The 16,417-nt window shown below is 70.5% G+C and carries 14 protein-coding genes; 10 read left to right on the top strand and 4 right to left on the bottom strand.

What is annotated here, in order from left to right; genetic code table 11:
* Window positions 1-6 precede the first annotated feature (6 nt).
* The 7 genes from ACFYOS_RS07505 to ACFYOS_RS07475 all read left to right on the top strand — a co-directional run bounded on the left by ACFYOS_RS07505 (window position 7) and on the right by ACFYOS_RS07475 (window position 9,104).
* Window positions 7-1,200, top strand: a complete 1,194-nt coding sequence (locus ACFYOS_RS07505) for an MFS transporter (protein ID WP_387136784.1) — start codon at window positions 7-9, stop codon at window positions 1,198-1,200.
* Between the two features lie 19 nt (window positions 1,201-1,219).
* On the top strand, window positions 1,220-1,660 hold the full coding sequence (locus ACFYOS_RS07500; RefSeq protein WP_387136652.1) for a hemerythrin domain-containing protein: 441 nt from the start codon (window positions 1,220-1,222) through the stop codon (window positions 1,658-1,660).
* A 269-nt stretch (window positions 1,661-1,929) separates the two neighbouring features.
* Window positions 1,930-5,568, top strand: a complete 3,639-nt coding sequence (locus ACFYOS_RS07495) for a nitrate reductase subunit alpha (protein ID WP_387136782.1) — start codon at window positions 1,930-1,932, stop codon at window positions 5,566-5,568.
* Entirely contained in the window at window positions 5,568-7,202 is a 1,635-nt protein-coding gene (gene narH / locus ACFYOS_RS07490) for a nitrate reductase subunit beta (RefSeq protein WP_387136650.1), read from the top strand. Before ACFYOS_RS07495 ends, narH begins: the two co-directional genes overlap by 1 nt.
* Window positions 7,203-7,225: 23 nt before the next feature.
* Window positions 7,226-7,897, top strand: a complete 672-nt coding sequence (gene narJ, locus ACFYOS_RS07485) for a nitrate reductase molybdenum cofactor assembly chaperone (protein ID WP_387136780.1) — start codon at window positions 7,226-7,228, stop codon at window positions 7,895-7,897.
* The gene (gene narI / locus ACFYOS_RS07480) at window positions 7,894-8,643 is read left to right on the top strand and encodes a respiratory nitrate reductase subunit gamma (RefSeq protein ID WP_387136648.1); all 750 of its coding nucleotides are present in this window, start codon (window positions 7,894-7,896) and stop codon (window positions 8,641-8,643) included. The genes narJ and narI overlap by 4 nt, the downstream gene beginning before the upstream one ends.
* Before the next feature lie 113 nt (window positions 8,644-8,756).
* A complete protein-coding gene (locus ACFYOS_RS07475) occupies window positions 8,757-9,104 on the top strand; it encodes a carboxymuconolactone decarboxylase family protein (RefSeq protein ID WP_387136646.1) in 348 nt (115 codons plus the stop codon).
* A gap of 81 nt (window positions 9,105-9,185) precedes the next feature.
* Here the strand turns inward: ACFYOS_RS07475 and ACFYOS_RS07470 are convergent, their stop codons facing one another.
* A complete protein-coding gene (locus ACFYOS_RS07470; protein ID WP_387136644.1) occupies window positions 9,186-9,620 on the bottom strand; it encodes a hypothetical protein in 435 nt (144 codons plus the stop codon).
* A gap of 109 nt (window positions 9,621-9,729) precedes the next feature.
* Between ACFYOS_RS07470 and ACFYOS_RS07465 the strand changes: the two genes are divergently transcribed.
* Complete coding sequence (locus ACFYOS_RS07465) at window positions 9,730-10,329, top strand: YciI family protein (RefSeq protein ID WP_387136642.1); 600 nt, start codon at window positions 9,730-9,732, stop codon at window positions 10,327-10,329.
* Here the strand turns inward: ACFYOS_RS07465 and ACFYOS_RS07460 are convergent.
* A complete protein-coding gene (locus ACFYOS_RS07460; RefSeq protein WP_387136640.1) occupies window positions 10,310-10,642 on the bottom strand; it encodes a hypothetical protein in 333 nt (110 codons plus the stop codon). The two genes, ACFYOS_RS07465 and ACFYOS_RS07460, sit on opposite strands and share 20 nt — an antisense overlap.
* 198 nt (window positions 10,643-10,840) lie before the next feature.
* On the opposite strand from ACFYOS_RS07460, the gene ACFYOS_RS07455 reads away from it, so the two are divergent.
* Window positions 10,841-11,893 carry an FAD-dependent oxidoreductase gene (locus ACFYOS_RS07455; protein ID WP_387136638.1) on the top strand — a complete coding sequence of 351 codons (1,053 nt, stop codon included), beginning with the start codon at window positions 10,841-10,843 and terminating at the stop codon, window positions 11,891-11,893.
* Window positions 11,894-11,938: 45 nt separating this feature from the next.
* Here ACFYOS_RS07455 and ACFYOS_RS07450 read toward each other — a convergent pair whose 3' ends face one another.
* Entirely contained in the window at window positions 11,939-13,084 is a 1,146-nt protein-coding gene (locus tag ACFYOS_RS07450) for a hypothetical protein (protein ID WP_387136636.1), read from the bottom strand.
* Between the two features lie 176 nt (window positions 13,085-13,260).
* Entirely contained in the window at window positions 13,261-14,133 is an 873-nt protein-coding gene (locus ACFYOS_RS07445; protein ID WP_387136634.1) for a class I SAM-dependent methyltransferase, read from the bottom strand.
* A gap of 148 nt (window positions 14,134-14,281) precedes the next feature.
* Here ACFYOS_RS07445 and ACFYOS_RS07440 point away from each other — a divergent pair, with 148 nt between their 5' ends.
* Window positions 14,282-16,291: a beta-propeller domain-containing protein gene (locus tag ACFYOS_RS07440; protein ID WP_387136778.1), complete on the top strand. Its 2,010-nt coding sequence runs from the start codon at window positions 14,282-14,284 to the stop codon at window positions 16,289-16,291.
* Window positions 16,292-16,417 lie beyond the last annotated feature (126 nt).

The raw sequence follows: 16,417 nt of genomic DNA, 5'->3' as shown, positions 1-16,417 counted from the left end.
GCACTGATGCTGACCTTGGCCACCGTCGGCTTCGCCGTCAACTTCTGGGCCTGGGCGCTGCTGAGCCCGCTGGCCCCGAAGTTCAAGGAAGCCCTCCACCTGACCTCCTTCCAGCAGGCGCTGCTGGTGGCGGTGCCGGTGGTGGTCGGGTCGCTGGGGCGCATCCCGGTTGGCGCGCTGACCGACCGGTACGGCGGGCGGGTCATGTTCCCACTGGTGTCGCTGGCCACCATCGTGCCGGTGCTCTACCTGGGGCTGGCCGGGCACGCTTCGCTGGCCGGCCTGCTCGTCGGGGGGTTCTTCCTCGGCATCGGCGGTACGGCTTTCGCGATCGGCGTACCGTTCGTCAACGCCTGGTTCCCGCCCGCGCGCCGTGGGCTGGCGATCGGCGTATTCGGTGCGGGCATGGGTGGTACGGCGATCAGCGCGCTGACCACGGTCAACCTGGTCAAGGCGGGTGGGACCGCCACCCCGTTCGTGGCAACCGCCGTCGTGCTCGCCGGATACGCGGCAGTGGCGGCGCTGCTGCTGCGGGACGCGCCGGCGCGGGCGGTCCCGGTCGAGCCGCTGTCGCAGCGGCTGGCGGCCACGATGCGGCTGCGGGTGACCTGGCAGGCCTCGGCACTGTACGCGGTCGCGTTCGGCGGTTACGTGGCGTTCTCGGTCTACCTGCCGGCATATCTGAAGACCGCGTACGGGCTGGCGCAGGCCGACGCCGCCAACCGGATGGCCGGGTTCGTGCTCCTCGCGGTGCTGATGCGCCCGGTCGGCGGCTGGTTGTCCGACCGGTTCGCGCCGACCCGGGTGCTCGCCGGTTCGCTGCTGGTCGTGGCCGTCGGTGCCGCGGTGCAGGCGTTCACGCCCACCCTGGCGCCCCTCGGGACGGCCGCGTTCCTGTCCATGGCCGCCGCCCTCGGCGCCGGCAGCGGCGCGACGTTCGCCCTGGTGGCTGTCCTCGCCCCGGCGAACAAGGTGGGCTCGGTCACCGGGATCGTGGGTGCCGCGGGCGGGCTGGGCGGGTTCGTGCCACCGCTGCTGATGGGCCTCCTCTATGGCCGCTACGGCACCTACGCCCTGGGCCTGGCGTTGCTGGCCCTCGTCGCGTTGGCCGCGCTGCTGCTCGACACCACCGCCGTTGCCCGGACGGCGCGCCGCGCCGCCGCATCGCACCTGATGGAGGGATCGAAAGCGCATGTGTGAGTACTGCGGCTGCCAGGCCGTGACCGCGATCGATGAGCTGACCCGCGAGCACGACCTGGTGGTGAACCTGATCGGGGACGTGCGAGCAGCGCACGGGGCCGACGTGGCCCGCATGGCTGAGCTTGCCCGGCGGATGGCCGCCGTGCTCGGGCCGCACACCGAGGTCGAGGAGCACGGCCTGTTCCCCGTCCTCGCGGGGGAGTTCCCCGAGCACGTCGTCGCACTGGAAGGCGAGCACCGGCGGATCGAGGCGGTCCTGGGTGAGGCCGCGGACGGCGTACCCGCCGACCCGACCTGGCCGCAGCGGCTGCTCGACACGCTCGGCCTGCTGCGCGACCACATCCTCAAAGAGCAGGACGGGGTGTTCCCGGCGGCCCTGGCCACGCTGGGCGCCGACGACTGGAACGCCGTCGACGCGGTCCGGTCCCGGGTGGGCACCCTCCTGCCCGCCTCCCACTGACGAAGCGACCACGAGGTCTCCGGTGGGTTCGTCCTGGTCGATGAACCCCATACCGGAGACCTCGCCGGCTTTTCGGGACTTAGGTCCCGGCCGGCTCGGGACCGGCGGCACCTGGCAAGCCGCCCGCTCTCGCGGAGCCTGGAATACGCCACGCGGTGCGCCCCGTCGGCGTTCCGCACAGGCTGCCGACCTCACCACCAAAGGAGTCCGCCGTGTCACCACGCCCGCCCCAGGATGCCGCGACCGACTCGGTCCCCGGCGTGGCGCCGCTGCTGGCCGCTCGTCGCTTCCTGACCAGGGAAACGGTCGGCGACGGTGGGCGGACCCTGCACCAGGTCGACCGGAACACCTGGGACTCGTTCTACCGGGACCGGTGGCGCTACGACCGGGTGGTCCGGTCGACGCACGGCGTCAACTGCACCGGCTCGTGCTCGTGGAACGTGTTCGTCAAGGACGACCTCATCACGTGGGAGCACCAGGCCACGGACTACCCGACGACCGGTCCGGACGCGCCGGACTACGAGCCCCGCGGCTGCCCGCGCGGCGCGTCGTTCTCCTGGTACGAGTACTCGCCGTCCCGGGTGCGGCACCCGTACCTGCGCGGGGTGCTGGCCGAGATGTTCCGGGAGGCGCTGCAGCGCCTCGGCGACCCGGTCTTCGCCTGGGCCGACATCGTCGAGAACCCGCTGAAGGCGCGCGCCTACAAGAGCCAGCGGGGCCGTGGTGGCTTCGTGCGCGCCTCGTGGGACGAGGCGATCACCATGATGGCCGCCGCCCACGTCTACACGACGAAGTCGTACGGCCCCGACCGCGTCGTGGGGTTCTCGCCCATCCCGGCGATGTCGATGGCGTCCTTCGCCGCCGGCACCCGCTACCACGCGTTGCTGGGCGGCACGCTGCTGAGCTTCTACGACTGGTACGCCGACCTGCCGGTCGCCTCCCCCCAGATCTGGGGCGACCAGACCGACGTTCCCGAGGCGGGCGACTGGTGGAACTCCACCTACCTGATGATGTGGGGCTCCAACATTCCGGTGACCCGGACCCCGGACGCGCACTTCCTGGCGGAGGCCCGCTACCGCGGCACCAAGGTCGTCGCGGTCAGCCCTGACTACGCCGACAACGTCAAGTTCGCCGACGACTGGCTGGCACCGCACCCCGGCACCGACGGCGCTCTCGCGATGGCCATGGGCCACGTCATCCTCACCGAGTTCTTCCGCGACCGCCAGGTGCCGTACTTCACGGACTACGTCCGCCGGTACACGGACCTGCCGTTCCTGGTCACGCTCCGGCAGCGCGACAACGGCGCCTGGACGCCGGACCGGTTCCTCGCCGCAGCCGACCTGGGCGACGAGGACCCGGCCGCGGCGCACCGGACCGTGCTCGTCGACGAGCGTACGGGCGAGCTGGTCGTGCCGAACGGCTCGCTGGGGTTCCGCTACGGCGAGCAGGACGCCGGCCGGTGGAACCTGGACCTCGGCGAGGTCGTACCCGCGGTGGGTCTGCTCGAGCTCACCGACGACGCCGTGGAGGTCGACCTGGCCCGGTTCGACGTCGGTGACACCGAGGGCGGCGCCACGATGCTTCGCGGCGTCCCGGTCAAGCGCGTGGGCGACCACCTCGTCACGTCCGTGTTCGACCTGCTGATGGCGCAGTACGGCGTGCGCCGCGGCGACCTGCCGGGCAGCTGGCCGACCGGATACGACGACGCGGACGAGCCGAACACGCCCGCCTGGCAGGAGCGCATCACCGGTGTTCCCGCCGCGCTCGCCGCACGGATCGGCCGTGAGTTCGCCCGCAACGCCGAACGCAGCCGGGGCCGCTCCCTGATCGTCCTCGGCGCCGGCGCCAACCAGTGGTTCCACTCCGACATGACGTACCGGGCCTTCATCGCGCTCGTCACCCTGACCGGCTGCCAGGGCGTCAACGGCGGCGGTTGGGCGCACTACGTCGGCCAGGAGAAGGCCCGGCCGCTGACCGGCCAGCAGCACATGTCGTTCGCCTTCGACTGGCACCGGCCGATGCGCCACCAGGCCGCCACCCCGTTCTGGTACCTGCACACCGACCAGTGGCGCTACGAGCGGGTGCCCGCCGACGAACTGTCCTCCCCGCTGGGCGCCGGCCGGTTCGCCGGGATGGCGTTCGCGGACACGGTCGCGGCCGCCCAGCGGATGGGCTGGAGCCCCGGCCACCCGGCGTTCAACCGCAACCCCCTCGATCTCACCGACGAGGCGGCCGCAGCGGGCCGCTCGGCCCAGGAGCACATCGTGGCCGAGCTGACGGCCGGCCGACTCAAGAGTGCGGCGGAGGACCCCGACGACCCCGCGAACTTCCCCCGTTGCCTCACCCTGTGGCGGGCCAACCTGCTCGGCTCCTCCGGCAAGGGCAACGAGTACTTCATGCGGCACCTGCTCGGCGTGGACTCCCTCGCCAGCGCCGAGGAGTGCGACCCCGACCACCGGCCGCGCGACGTGGTCTGGCGCGACGAAGCGCCGACCGGGAAGCTGGACCTGCTCACGGCGATCGACTTCCGGATGACCAACACCGGGCTGCACGCCGATCTGGTCCTGCCGGCCGCCACCTGGTACGAGAAGCACGACATCTCGACCACCGACATGCACCGGTTCGTGCACGCGTTCAGTCCGGCCGTCGAGCCGCCGGCGGACGCGCACACCGACTACGACACCTTCCTCGCCCTCGCCGACCGGTTCAGCGAACTCGCCGCCACCCACCTCGGCGTTCGCCGGGACGTCCTGGCGGCGCCGCTGCAGCACGACACGCCCGACGAACTCGCGATGCCCGGTGGCCGGGTGCGGGACTGGAAGGCGGGGGAGTGTGAGCCGGTACCCGGCGCCACGATGCCGAAGCTCATCGAGATCGAACGCGACTACACGCTGATCGGCGCCAAGATGCGCGCGGTGGGCCCGCTGCTCGACACCCTCGGCACGACCACCAAGGCGCTGACCGTCGACGTCACCCCGGAGATCGAGTACCTCGGCCACGAGAACGGAGTGGTGCCCGACGGCCCGTTCGCCGGACGCCCGTCGCTGGCGACCGCCGACCGGATGTGCGAGGCGATCCTGGCGCTGTCCGGCACCACCAACGGGCGGGTGGCCGCCGCCGGCTTCGCGGCCTTGGAGAAGCGCACCGGGCAGCGGTTCTCCGACCTGATCGAGGGCCACGAGACCGACCACATCTCCTACCCAGACACCCAGGCTGCCCCCCAGCCTGTGTTCACCAGCCCCGAGTGGTCCGGGTCGGAGAAGGGCGGCCGGCGCTACTCGCCGTTCACCCTCAACGTCGAACGGTCCAAGCCGTGGCACACCCTCACCGGGCGGCAGCACTTCTTCGTCGAGCACGACTGGATCGCCGAACTCGGTGAGCAGTTGCCGGCCTTCCGGCCGCCGCTGAACATGGCGCGCCACTTCGGCAAGCCCGGCGAGCTCGTCGACGGCGGCGTGACGGTCCGGTTCCTGACCCCGCACGCCAAGTGGTCGATCCACTCGATGTACCACGACAACGAGCTGATGCTCGCGCTGTCCCGGGGTGGACCGGTGATCTGGATGAGCGTCGAGGACGCCGCGAAGATCGGGGTGAAGGACAACGAGTGGGTCGAGGCGCACAACCGCAACGGCCTCGTCGTCGCCCGTGCGGTGGTGAGTCACCGGATGCCCGAGGGCACGGTGTTCCAGTACCACTCGCCCGAGCGCACGGTGAACGTGCCGAAGGCCGAGAAGAACGGCCGCCGCGGCGGCTACCACAACTCGATGGTCCGGCTGCTGGTCAAGCCCACCCACCTCGCCGGTGGCCACGCCCAGCTGACCTACGCCTTCAACTACTACGGCCCGATCGGCAGCCAGCGCGACGAGATCACGGTGATCCGCCGCCGCGCCCAGGAAGTGGAGTACTGATGAGGATCCGCGCGCAGGTCGCCATGGTGATGAACCTCGACAAGTGCATCGGCTGCCACACCTGCTCGGTGACGTGCAAGCAGACCTGGACCAACCGCGAAGGCACCGAGTACGTCTGGTTCAACAACGTCGAGACCAAGCCGGGCATCGGCTACCCCAAGCACTACGAGGACCAGGAGCGCTGGAAGGGTGGCTGGGTCCTCGACGGCAAGGGCCGGCTGACGCTGCGTTCCGGCGGACGGGTCAAGCGGCTGACGCGGCTGTTCGCCAACCCGGATCTGCCGTCGATCGACGACTACTACGAACCGGCGACGTTCGACAAGGACATCCTGGTCAGCGCGCCCGGTGGCCTCAAGGACACCCCGGTCAAGCGGCCGTACTCGGCACTGACCGGGCAGCCGATGGCCGTGGAGTGGGGCGCGAACTGGGAGGACAGTCTCGGCGGCGCCCACGAGCGCGCGGACCAGGATCCGAACATCACCCGAATGTCCGCCGACGCCGCGGCGAAGGTCAAGTTCGAGTTCGAGAAGACCTTCATGTTCCACCTGCCGCGCATCTGCGAACACTGCCTCAACCCGGCCTGCGTCTCGGCCTGCCCCTCCGGAGCGATGTACAAGCGCGAGGAGGACGGCATCGTCCTGGTCGACCAGGACAAGTGCCGGGGCTGGCGGATGTGCGTCTCGGCGTGCCCGTACAAGAAGGTGTACGTCAACCACGCCACCGGCAAGGCCGAGAAGTGCACCCTGTGCTTCCCGCGTATCGAAGCCGGGCAGCCGACCATCTGCTCCGAGACGTGCGTGGGGCGGCTGCGCTACCTCGGCATCGTCTTCTACGACGAGGAGGCCGTCCTCGCTGCCGCGTCCGTACCGGACGAGCGCGACCTGCTCGACGCCCAGCGCGACGTCTTCCTGAACCCGCACGACCCCGCGGTGCAGCAGGCGGCTCGCGGCGCCGGGATGCCGCAGGAGTGGATCGAGGCCGCGCGGCGCTCACCGGTGTGGCGGTTGATCAGCGAGTACCGCATCGCGCTGCCCCTGCACCCGGAGTACCGCACGCTGCCGATGGTCTGGTACGTCCCCCCGCTGTCGCCGGTGCTCGACGCGACCGGCGCGGCCGGCCGCGACGACACCGACGCCGACGACGTCTTCCACACCATCCAGGACCTGCGCATCCCGGTGGAATACCTCGCCGAGTTGTTCACCGCGGGCGACGCCGACGCCGCCGCCGGCGTCCTGATGAAGCTGGCCACCATGCGCTCCTACATGCGGGCCCGCACCCTGGACGGCACGGTCGCCGAGGAGCTTCTGGACAGCATCGGGATGACCGCCGACCAGGTCGAGTCCATGTACCGGCTGCTGGCGATCGCCAAGTACGACGAGCGGTACGTCATCCCGACCGCGTACCGCAAGGACGCCGCCGCCCTCGAGGCGCAGGCCGCCACACCGGCCGGGTGCTCGCTCGACTGCGAGGGCGGCCCAGGCATGGGCGGCGAGGTGCCGGCCGCGGCGACCGTGGAGCGCTTCCACCTCGTCGGCGGCGAAGACGACGTGCACGCCGGTCGGCGAGGCCTCGTGTCCCGCCGCCGCGACGGACGGTCGGGCCTGTCCATCAACCCGCTCGGAGGTCGGTCGTGACCGCGCCAACAATCGACGTCCCGGTGACCGCCGCCGACCGGACCCGGCTGTTCGAGCTGGCGTCGGTGTTGCTCACGTATCCCGACGCAGAACTGCTCGGCGGCGGCGACGAGCTGGCCGCCGCCGCCGCCCGGATCGAGCACCAGCAGCTCCGCGGTCAGGTCGCGGAGTTCCTCACCTGGCTGCGGATCACCGCGCCGATCGACGTGCAGCGGCACTACGTGCAGACGTTCGACCTGCGCCGCCGGTCCGGCCTGTACCTGACGTACTACCTGCACGGCGACACCCGCAAGCGGGGAATGGCGCTGCTGATCCTCAAGCAGCGCTACCGCGCCCACGGCCTGCGGCTGGCCGGCGGTGAGCTGCCCGACCTGCTGCCGATCGTGCTCGAGTTCGCCGCGACGGTCGGCCCCGGCGAGGGGGAAGCCCCGTTGCGCCAGCACCGCAGCGGTATCGAACTGCTCCGCGCCGCGCTGGCCGACCTCGGCACGCCCTACCACCTGCTCCTCGACGCGATCACCTTCGTCCTTCCCGAGCTGACCGACGCCGACCGGGAGGCCATCGCCGAACTCACCTTCGACGGCCCGCCCGTCGAGTCCGTCGGCCTGGAATCCCTCGGCGTCGGCCCGGACGAGCTCGACGGCGTCGGCCTCGCCCCGTACCCCACCTGCGCTTCATCGGAGGCCTCGCGATGAACACCGCCATCTGGATCGTGCTGCCGTACCTGTGCCTGGCGGTGTTCGTCGCCGGCCACGCGTGGCGGTGGCGGCACGACCAGTTCGGGTGGACCACCCACACCAGCCAGCTGCTGGAAAACCGGCTCCTGCGTCTGGGCTCGCCGCTGTTCCACCTCGGCGCGTTCGGGGTCATCGGCGGGCACGCCATGGGCCTCCTGGTGCCGGCCTCGGTGACCGAGGCCGTCGGGATCTCCGAGCACCTCTACCACCAGACCGCCGTCTGGGGCGGAACGGTCACCGGGGGCATGCTGGTCGCCGGGCTGGGCCTGCTCATCGCCCGCCGCTTCGTCAACGGCCGGATCCGGCGCGTGACCACCCCGATGGACAAGCTGCTCTATGCCGCCATGGCGGTCATGGTCGCGCTCGGCATGACCGCGACGGTCGCCACCAACCTGCTCGGCGACGAGTACGACTACCGGGAGACCATCGCCGTCTGGTTCCGCAGCGTGTTCTGGTTCGCCCCGAAGAGCGAACTGATGGTCGGGGCGCCACTGGTCTACCAGCTACACGCCGTCGGCGGCTTCCTGTTCCTGGCACTGTGGCCGTTCACCCGGCTCGTCCACGTCTGGTCGGCGCCGCTGGCCTACCTGTGGCGCCCGTACGTCGTCTACCGCGCGCGCCGTGGGCCCGTGCCGCCCGCGGCTCCCTCGCCGGCCGCCGTTCGTGACGCGACCGCGCGTCGGCGCATTCCGTCGGCGCGGTGATTGCCGGAGGAGCACCCGTGGGTACCGATCCTGCCGGCCGTTGCCAGGTTGCCGGGGGTCGCCGTGGCTAGGGTGTGGGGGTCGACGAAGCCGTGGACACCGCCGGAGGAGACATGACCGATTACCTGCCCAGCATCTACGTGAAGTTCCTGGAACGCTTTCCGGAGGTTGCCGAGGCGCAGGGAACTCTTGCCCGCTCCGTGCGGGAGCGCAGTCCGTTCGACCCCCGGACGGATCGGTTGATCAAACTCGCCATGGCGATCGGAGCCGAGGCGGAGGGAGCGGTGCGCTCCAACATGCGCAAGGCCATCGAGCACGGAGCGACCATCGACGAGGTGCGCTCCGTCGCCCTCGCTGCCATCACCACGTGCGGTTTCCCCACGGCCATCGCCGCCCTCGGCTGGATCGAGGAGGTTGCCGAGGCCGAAGCCGCTCTCAACGGCGGCCGAGCCGAGCGGTAGCTCCAGAGACCGACGACGACGTGCGTCGAGTCGCCGGTGCTCTCCGGCGCCGGCGCGTCCGTGGGCAGGCCCGGGTCGCTTTCACGCCCAAGGTGGAAGGTATCGGCCCACGTATTCGCGAGCACGGGGGAGCGGGTCATGCCAATACTTGTTCGGCATGCGGTGGTAGTGCTTCTCGCAGAACTCAGCGAGACTGCCTATGATCTTGACGCGCTCTAACGGGTGGCCTTCGAAGTCTGTGTTGACCGCCAGCAAGTGCGGCTCGGGATTCCACCCCGAGTGGTCGAACGCCCAGCCATCCCAGATCGCGTAGGTGTGGAAGACCTGCCGGGCGCCCGCGAAGCGCACCGCCGCTATCTCGATCGGCCGCTCTGGGTAGGAATCTCGGCAAACCCAGGCGAGGACGTGACACGCTCCCGCAGCGAAGAAGGCCTGGTCCGTCCGTTCCCATGCGACGCGCTGGTCTGATCGCTCGATCGCCGTCCGACGAAACGCCCCCGCTGCCTTGGCTGCCACAACCAGGACGCTAATGGATGGCCCGACGCATCCGCGCGCCCGGGACCGTGACACGGCCGGGTGGTACCCGTCCGCGTCGGTGTCTGGCCTGGAGGCCAGACTCTGGGACATGGAGTTCTTCTGCTACCACCGTGACCGGTCCAGCTCCCTGGCGCTGCGCGCCGAGCTGCTGGAACAGCATTGGTCCTACATGGACCGATATGCAGGAGAAATGATTGCTCGCGGCCCGACCCTTGCCGGCGACGGCGACACGCCCACCGGCAGCATCCACCTCGTCGACCTGCCCGATCCCGCCGCCGCGCGTGCGTTCGCCTTCGACGAGCCCAACTATCAGGCCGGCGTGTACCGGGACGTGCTGGTGCGCCGGTGGCGCAACGCGCTGGGCCGCACCATGTGGGACTTCCCCGGAGGCCGCACCGGTGGTAACCGATACCTGGTGCTCGGCCTCGGCGCGGGGCAGGCCGCCGATCTCGCGGTGCCGCCCGACCGAAACGAACTGATCGCGTACGGGCCGCTGCTGTCCGACGACGGCACCACCTGGCACGGCAGTGCTTGTCCGGGCGCCGGATCCGGACAAGGCACGCGCCGTGCTGACCCCGGGCCGGTACGCCGACATCGAGGTGCACAACTGGCAGTTTGGCGGGCGGCCGTCATGACCCGACGCTGGCTGAAGGCAGCCGAAGAGACGCCTACGAGCCGGACCGCGTGATGGGTGGAGGCGAGTCGTCCGCAAGCCGGACACGCTGTCGCCAGCGATAGTGGCGCCACGCAGCGACTGCGACGGCCACGGCCACAAGCAGCGCGGCGGCGCCCTTCCAGGCACGCTCGAACCACGATCGGTTGTCGCCGAACACCGCGTCACCGGCCGTCATCAGCCATAGCGCCACCCACGTCCACTGCCAGCCGCGTGGACGCAAGAATTCGTCCGGCGGGCTGGACAGCCCGACACGTACCGCGGCTGCGGCTCCGCCGACGGCGACCAGCGGCAATCCGATGCGCGACATGGCCTCCCACAGCGACACGAACCGATCATGGCATCCCAATTGCCTGAACGACCAGAGCCGTTTCCCGCCTAACCCTGGTTGAGCTTCGGGTGGATGCACAGCACTCGCCGCCGAGAACCGAGCGGGCCAGGGCCGGGTTCCGGCGGGTACGTCGGGGCGTTGTGAGATCCATCGCCTGTGGGAAGGCCCGGGTGAGCCTGAGGCGTTGTGCGGCACATGCCGGAGACGGATGTGGTGGTTATCGGGGCCGGACAGGCGGGCCTGTCCAGCGCGTACCACCTGCGCTCATCCGGTCTCGATTTCGCCGTCCTGGACGCCAACCCGGCACCCGGCGGGGCCTGGCAGCACCGGTGGCCGACGCTGCGCATGGCGACCGTGCACGGGATCTTCGACCTGCCCGGCATGCGCTTCACGCCTCCGCCGCCGGACGAACCGGCCGCCGACGCGGTACCGGCCTATTTCGCCGCCTTTGAGAGGGAATTCGGCATCGACGTGCAGCGGCCAGTCGCCGTCACGGCAGTCCGGAACGCCCGCGACGGACGACTCCTCGTCGAATCGGACAACAGCACCTGGACCACCCGGGCACTGATCAACGCCACCGGAACGTGGACCAGGCCGTTCGTGCCGTACTACCCGGGACAGAAGAGCTTCCGCGGGCGGCAGCTACACACCGCCCATTACCGGGGGCCGGCGGAATTCGCCGGGAAGCGGGTGGTTGTCGTCGGGGGCGGAGCGTCGGCCGTGCAACTCCTGGTCGAGATCGCCGACGTCGCGGCGACGACGACCTGGGTCACCCGCCGGCCGCCGGTGTTCCGGGACGGGCCGTTCACGCCGGACGACGGACGCGAGGTGGTCGCCAAGGTGGAGGCACGGGTACGGGCCGGCCTGCCCCCGGGAAGCATCGCCAGCGCGACCGAGCTGGCGTGGACACCGCAGCTGCTCGAAGCCCGGGACCGCGGTCTCCTGCTACGCCGGCCGATGTTCGACCGGATCGTCCCTGACGGCGTCCAGTGGCGCGACGGTGCGGCAGAGGACGTGGACGTCATCTTCTGGTGCACCGGCTTCCGGTCGGCGCTCGACCACCTCGCCCCGCTGCGGCTGCGCGGGCCCCGTGGCGGCATCGTCGTGGACGGCACGCGGGTGGTCGGCGACCCCCGGATCCACCTGGTCGGCTACGGGCCGTCCGCGAGCACGGTCGGCGCGAACCGCGCCGGGCGGGCAGCGGTCCGCGAGCTGCGCGCTCTTCTGGCGGCGCCCGTCCCGGCCTGACCGCACGGCGACGTGCAGACCGGTTCGGCGGTCGATCTGAGGGCGTCACGGTGAGATGCGGACCTCGACCGAGCTGATGAACCACCGGAAGTCGGACGTGCTGTGGATGGACACGTCGTTCGTGCCGCTCGCGTCGAACGAACGCGTCCCGGCGCACACGATCACGGACTGACCTGCGGGCACCGGGCCTGCGCTGAACAACTGCGCGAAGTAGTGGGCGCCGCGGGTCAGCTTCACCTGCAGGAAGTTCTCGTCGTCGTCGGTCTTCTCCTCGAACGCCGACATCTCGGCGTACGAGGGCTCGGACACGTTGGGGTGCAGGACGTCGAGCATCAGGAAGTTTCGCTGGCCGGTGGTGGAGTTCGACCATCCCCATTCGTCGGTCGTGTCGAGGCGGTGTGTCGCCTGGACGCATTGCGCGTCGATGAGGACCTCGACGAGGCCGGTCGTCGGCGGCACGAAGGCGAACGCCACCGCGCTGAAGCCGTCTCCGGAGGCGTAGTCCCAGTCGCCGGCGTCACCGTCGTCCATGGTGATGGAGATGCCCACGTCTCCGACGGACGGGTTCAGCGTATGCAGGCGATCAACGACGAAGTTGTCGTTGTGCACCGGGACGAAACCGAAGTTGAACCCGAAGAACGGCGGCCGGAAGACCGCCCACCGGTGCGGGTCCGGGCTGTCGTCCGGCTCGAAGACTCCCCAGGGCAGGGCGCGATCATGGAAGGGAGACAGGCTCAGCCACTTGTCGAGGTTGTTCGAGAGGTGGAATCCGGGGCTGATGTTGTCGTCGGTCGTGAAGACGTCGGCGATGGCTTGGTGGTAGTCCGTCGCTATCGCGACGATCGCCTCACGCCGGACGTCTCGACTTCGCAGGAAGGCGTCGGCCTTCCGCTTCCGGGCTTTGTTCAGCTTGTCGTAGCGTGCGGTCAACCCGTGGGGCGGCTGAAGCAGGTCACGGACGGTCATCCGCTCCTGCTGCATCAGTTCCCTCAGGTCCGCCCAGTTGTCGTCTCCTAGCAGGCGCCGCAGTCGGCGGCTCGCGTCGGCCGACAGCTTCGCGGCTTTGCTGCTGCGCTTCTTGGTGATCGTCCGGAGTCGTTGCTCTCGCTCCTCCGCTGCCGCCTCCGCCGATCGCTGGGCGGTCACGGGGAACTGGCGAAAATTCCGAGTCGCCTTGTAGGTGCTGACCACGGGAACCACCCCATTAGAGCCTCCCTCCATGCTGCTGCACGTCGCTCTGGTTGGCCATACGGGTTGTGCCATGCTGGCAACGCCACATCAACCAGCAAATGGTGCCAACCAGCCTCTCCCGGTCGTCGCGCCCGGCGAGCCGGTCCGCCCCCCGACCGGCAGGCGCCGACGGGACCTCAGGTTCGATCTGCGACGATCACCCGGCTGTGGCCCAGCGACCTGGAGTGGCGGATCGGTGTGGCCAGCGCCCGCGCCGTGTCGAGCAGGTCTTCGTCCCGGGTAACGGCGTATCCGTGTCGGGCGAGCAGGGCGGCCATGGCGGCGGGTGTCCAGGTCGAGCGCCACGGCTCGTTCGCCCAGACGCTCGACCGGCCGGTGGACGCCATCATCAGCCGGGCCAGAACGCGGCCCAGCTTCGCGGATGTCGCGGGCATCTGGAAGTTGACGATGAGGCGGCTGTTCGGCGCGGAGCAGGCGGCGAGCGCGGTGACGGTGGCGGCCACCTCCGCTCTGGTCAGGTACGGCACGACGCCCTCCCAGATCCAGGTCGTGGCAACGTCGGCGCGGTGTCCGGAGGCCGCCAGCGCCTCGGCCAGCCGGTCGCGGCCGAAGTCCACCGGAACGAACCTGGGTGGGGCGCCGGACAGGCCCGCGGCCCGCTCGCGCTTGTCCTGCTGGGTGGCCGGCTGGTCGACCTCGAAGACCGTCACACCGGCGAGTTCTGGCATCCGCCAGGCGCGGCCGTCCAGCCCGGCGCCGAGAATCACCAGCTGGGGGTTGGGGTGGGCGCGTACCGCGTCGTCGATGGTGACGGTACGGGGAACGATCAGCTCGGCGCTGGCGCGTACCGTCTCGTAGTCGATTCGCTGCTGCCACTGTCGGGGTGCAGTCCCGTCGCGTACCCACTGGACGGCCTCCCGCTCGTCGGGACGTAGCAGGGGGATGGCTGTCGGGTCCGCGAATCGGCGGGGAGCGATCAACCCGTCCGCGGCGGCGCGACCCTGGCAAACCAGTACCGCGGTGCGACTCGCCTGCGGAGTTCTCGACATCGCTTCTCTCTTTCCGCTGTGACGTCGCTGGGCCGGGAACCGGGTCGGGGGCCGGCACGTCGTAGGACGCATGACAGGTAGCAGCGCCCACGTACCCGATCGTACGGCCGCCGCCGGCAGCCCCCGGGCCATCAAGCCGGCCCGGGCCATGGGACTGGCCTTGGTCGCCAGCCTGGCCCTGGTCACCGGTTGCACGGCGGACCCGGTTCCCGCGCCACCACGCGATCGGGGAGTGCCGGCCGGCGGGTTCCGGCTCGTCGCATTCGACTCCTGCGCGGCGGCGCTGCAGCAGCTCAAGACGGCGGCCAAGGCGTACGTCGGGCCCTGGGGCTTCGGCCCGATGGGGGACATGCGTGCCTTCGGCGGCGCGGAACAGGCCGGGGCGCCCGCCGCAGCGAAGCGGGCGGACGCGGCGCCCGGGGCCAGCGCGGCTACCGCCCCCGGCTACTCGGGCACCAACACGCACGAGGTCGGGGTCGACGAACCGGACCTGGTCAAGACCGACGGCAAGCGGATCGTCACCGTCAACCATGGCAAGCTGTACGTGATCGACCCGGCCAGCCGCCGGCTGACCGGGGAACTGGCACTGGTACCCGGTGGGTTCGGTGGGGCTGAGGAAAGCCTGCTGCTGCACGGTGACCGGGCGCTGGTGCTGCTCCGGGAGGGGTGGCCCGCGATCGCGAAACCCGCCGTCCCCAAGGGAGGCGAGCGACCGGCGCCGGCAGCCGGTCCGGTGCCCGACGACATCGTCGGCCCTCGGCTGATCATGGTCGACCTCTCCGGCGCGCCGAAGGTCGTCGGCGAATACCGGGTCGACGGCAGTCTGGTGGACGCCCGCCAGGTGGGCACGAGCGTCCGCGTGGTGGTCCGCTCCGCGCCCCGGCTGAACTTCCCGTATCGGGAACGGGCCACCGACGAGCAGCGCACCGCCGCCAACCGCGAGATCATCGACGATGCGACCGCCGACGACTGGCTGCCCCGGTACGAGATCACGCTCGGCGGGCGAACCAGCACCGGACGAGTGGGCTGCGACCGGGTGAGCCGGCCGGCCAGCTACTCCGGCACGTCGCTGGTGACCGTGCTCAGCTTCGACCTGGGTGCGGCCACCCTCGGCGCCGGCGATCCGGTCACCGTGATCGCCGACGGCGACACCGTCTACAGCAACGGACCCCGGTTGTACGTCGCCAACGACCAGCGTTGGCGGGTGCTGCCGGCGCTGACCGCACGGAACCTCGCACCCGATCCGAAGGACGAGACCACCGAGATCTACCAGTTCGACACCTCGGGCGCGGGTGCCCCGCGCTACGTCGCCGCCGCGTCCGTGTCGGGCTGGCTGATCAACCAGTACGCCCTGTCGGAGTGGGACGGGCACCTGCGTGTGGCCACCACCAGCGGCCGTACCTGGGGCAACAAGCCCGACTCGACCTCCAGCGTGTACGTCCTGCGCGCCGACGGCGCAGCGCTGACCCAGGTCGGCAGGGTCACCGGACTGGGCAAGGGGGAACGGATCCACGCCGTACGGTTCGTCGGCGGCACCGGGTACGTGGTCACCTTCCGGCAGACCGACCCGCTCTACACCGTTGACCTGCGTGATCCGACGGCGCCGAAGGTGAGTGGCGAACTGAAGATCAACGGGTATTCGGCGTACCTGCACCCGGCCGGCGAGGGCAGGCTGCTCGGCGTCGGCCAGGAGGCGTCCGACCGGGGCCGTGTCCAGGGCACCCAGCTCTCGCTCTTCGACGTCTCCGATCCGGCCGAGCCGACCCGGATCGCCCGGTACCACATCAGGCAGGGGCAATCCGAGGCGGAGTTCGACCCGCATGCGTTCCTCTACTGGCCAGCCGAACGCCTGGTCGTGGTCCCGCTGACCGTCCCGGGCCCGGCCGCCGAGCGCGGCCCCGGTGCGGTGACCGGGCCCAGTGTCAAAGGCGGGCCGGGCCTGCTGAGCAACGTGGCGCTGGCACTGCGGGTCGACGACGGCGGGTTCACCGAGGTCGGTACGGTCGACCACACGTTGGGCACGAGGCGCTCCGGGGAACTGGCGCCGATCCGCCGGTCACTGGTGGTCGACGGAGTGCTGTGGACCGTCTCCGACGCTGGCCTCAAGGCGACCAGCCTCTCCACCATGCAGACCCTCGGCTGGTTGCGTACGGCGTGATCCACCACGCGGCCCTGCGCCCGACTCCAGTGCGCCTGGTAATTTCACCAGCGATCGCTATTGAAATTCTGGGGACGAGGACCCAAGATGGCGATTGAAGGCGACGACCACTGGGGAGGAAAGCTG

Source organism: Micromonospora sp. NPDC005806 (genome assembly GCF_042871425.1).
Lineage (GTDB): Bacteria > Actinomycetota > Actinomycetes > Mycobacteriales > Micromonosporaceae > Micromonospora.
This window is presented reverse-complemented; position numbering and strand designations above follow the sequence as displayed.

What these genes read in the sequence shown, in the direction of transcription:
- narI (WP_387136648.1), top strand. Translation starts at nt 7,894, where the DNA reads ATGAACACCGCCATCTGGATCGTGCTGCCGTACCTGTGCCTGGCGGTG.
- narH (WP_387136650.1), top strand. Translation starts at nt 5,568, where the DNA reads ATGAGGATCCGCGCGCAGGTCGCCATGGTGATGAACCTCGACAAGTGC.
- ACFYOS_RS07465 (WP_387136642.1), top strand. Translation starts at nt 9,730, where the DNA reads ATGGAGTTCTTCTGCTACCACCGTGACCGGTCCAGCTCCCTGGCGCTG.
- ACFYOS_RS07445 (WP_387136634.1), bottom strand. Translation starts at nt 14,133, where the DNA reads ATGTCGAGAACTCCGCAGGCGAGTCGCACCGCGGTACTGGTTTGCCAG.
- ACFYOS_RS07440 (WP_387136778.1), top strand. Translation starts at nt 14,282, where the DNA reads ATGGGACTGGCCTTGGTCGCCAGCCTGGCCCTGGTCACCGGTTGCACG.
- ACFYOS_RS07475 (WP_387136646.1), top strand. Translation starts at nt 8,757, where the DNA reads ATGACCGATTACCTGCCCAGCATCTACGTGAAGTTCCTGGAACGCTTT.
- ACFYOS_RS07455 (WP_387136638.1), top strand. Translation starts at nt 10,841, where the DNA reads ATGCCGGAGACGGATGTGGTGGTTATCGGGGCCGGACAGGCGGGCCTG.
- ACFYOS_RS07505 (WP_387136784.1), top strand. Translation starts at nt 7, where the DNA reads ATGCTGACCTTGGCCACCGTCGGCTTCGCCGTCAACTTCTGGGCCTGG.